The sequence below is a fragment of the Thiolapillus sp. genome (assembly GCF_048562965.1).
GTDB lineage: Bacteria > Pseudomonadota > Gammaproteobacteria > Chromatiales > Chromatiaceae > Thiolapillus > Thiolapillus brandeum_A.
Genome location: NZ_JBHNMF010000856.1, coordinates 1 through 1,225, shown reverse-complemented (window position 1 = coordinate 1,225; position 1,225 = coordinate 1). Strand labels below are relative to the sequence as shown.

Annotated in this window: 1 protein-coding gene; it reads left to right on the top strand. The window is 49.6% G+C overall.

What is annotated here, in order from left to right:
• Window positions 1-48: 48 nt before the first annotated feature.
• Window positions 49-1,225, top strand: a 1,177-nt coding sequence (locus tag ACOCD2_RS20655; protein ID WP_419626018.1) for a restriction endonuclease subunit S, incomplete at its 3' end; no start/stop codon positions are given.

The window sequence follows — 1,225 nt, the reverse complement described above, 5'->3', positions numbered from 1 at the left end:
CTGCGCTTTCCCGAGTTTCGGGAGGCGGGGGCGTGGGAGGTGAAGGAGTTGGGGGAAATTGCCTCTATCTCCAACGGCCTTACTGCGGATCAGTCTGGCGATTCTAATGGCCTCAAAGTAACACGAATCGAGACTATTTCAGAGGGGTGTATCGATATCAGCAAGGTAGGGTATATCGACAGAATAGAGGGTGTTGAGAGATTTGGGCTTAGGATTGGAGACATCCTTTTTAGCCATATTAACAGCCAGTCTCATATTGGTAAAACTGCTTTAGTCGAAGAGGACTTTGATTTATATCACGGAATGAATCTTCTGAGGCTACAGGTTGATAAGACAGAAAATAACCCTCGATTCACATATTACCTATTAAACACTGAATTTTTCCGCAAATCAGTTCAGGCGAGATCGAATCAGGCAGTTAATCAAGCAAGTATCAACCAAACCGAGGTTGGTAACTCTCAAATAGCGGTTCCATCTGCGAAAGAACAACAAAAAATCGCCCACTGCCTCTCCTCCCTTGATGAGGTGATCGGGCTGCAAGCCAAAAAGGTCCAGGCCCTGAAACAGCACAAGAAGGGCCTGATGCAGCAGCTCTTCCCCGCCGAGGGCGAAACCACACCCCGCCTGCGCTTTCCTGAGTTTCGGGAGGCGGGGGCGTGGGAGGTGAGGCGGTTGGGGGAGATTGGGAAGATAAGTAAGGGCAAAGGGATCTCGAAATCGGACATCAAGCCAAATGGGGCATTGCCATGTATCCGCTACGGAGAGCTCTATACCCATTACGGGGAGGTTATTCGAGACGTCGTATCATTTACCGATGCAAACCCAGGCAATCTTGTACTGAGCGAAGAAAATGACGTCATCATCCCAGCTTCTGGTGAAACGAAAGAAGATATTGCGACTGCCTCATGTGTGTCGGTAAAAGGCGTTGCGCTCGGGGGAGATCTCAATATTTTTTACTCACCGATGAACGGAATGTTTCTGGCCTACTATATACGCGGCAACCTAAAATTCGAAATCAGTAAGGTCGCCCAAGGAAACTCGGTTGTTCACCTTTACACGACGCAACTCGAAAAGCTGAAGCTTGCGGTTCCTCCCTATCCCAAGGAACAACAAAAAATCGCCCACTGCCTCTCCTCCCTTGATGAGGTGATCGGGCTGGAGTCGGACAAGCTCGACGCCCTCAAGAACCTCAAGAAAGGCCTGATGCAGCAGCTTTTCCCGCAGG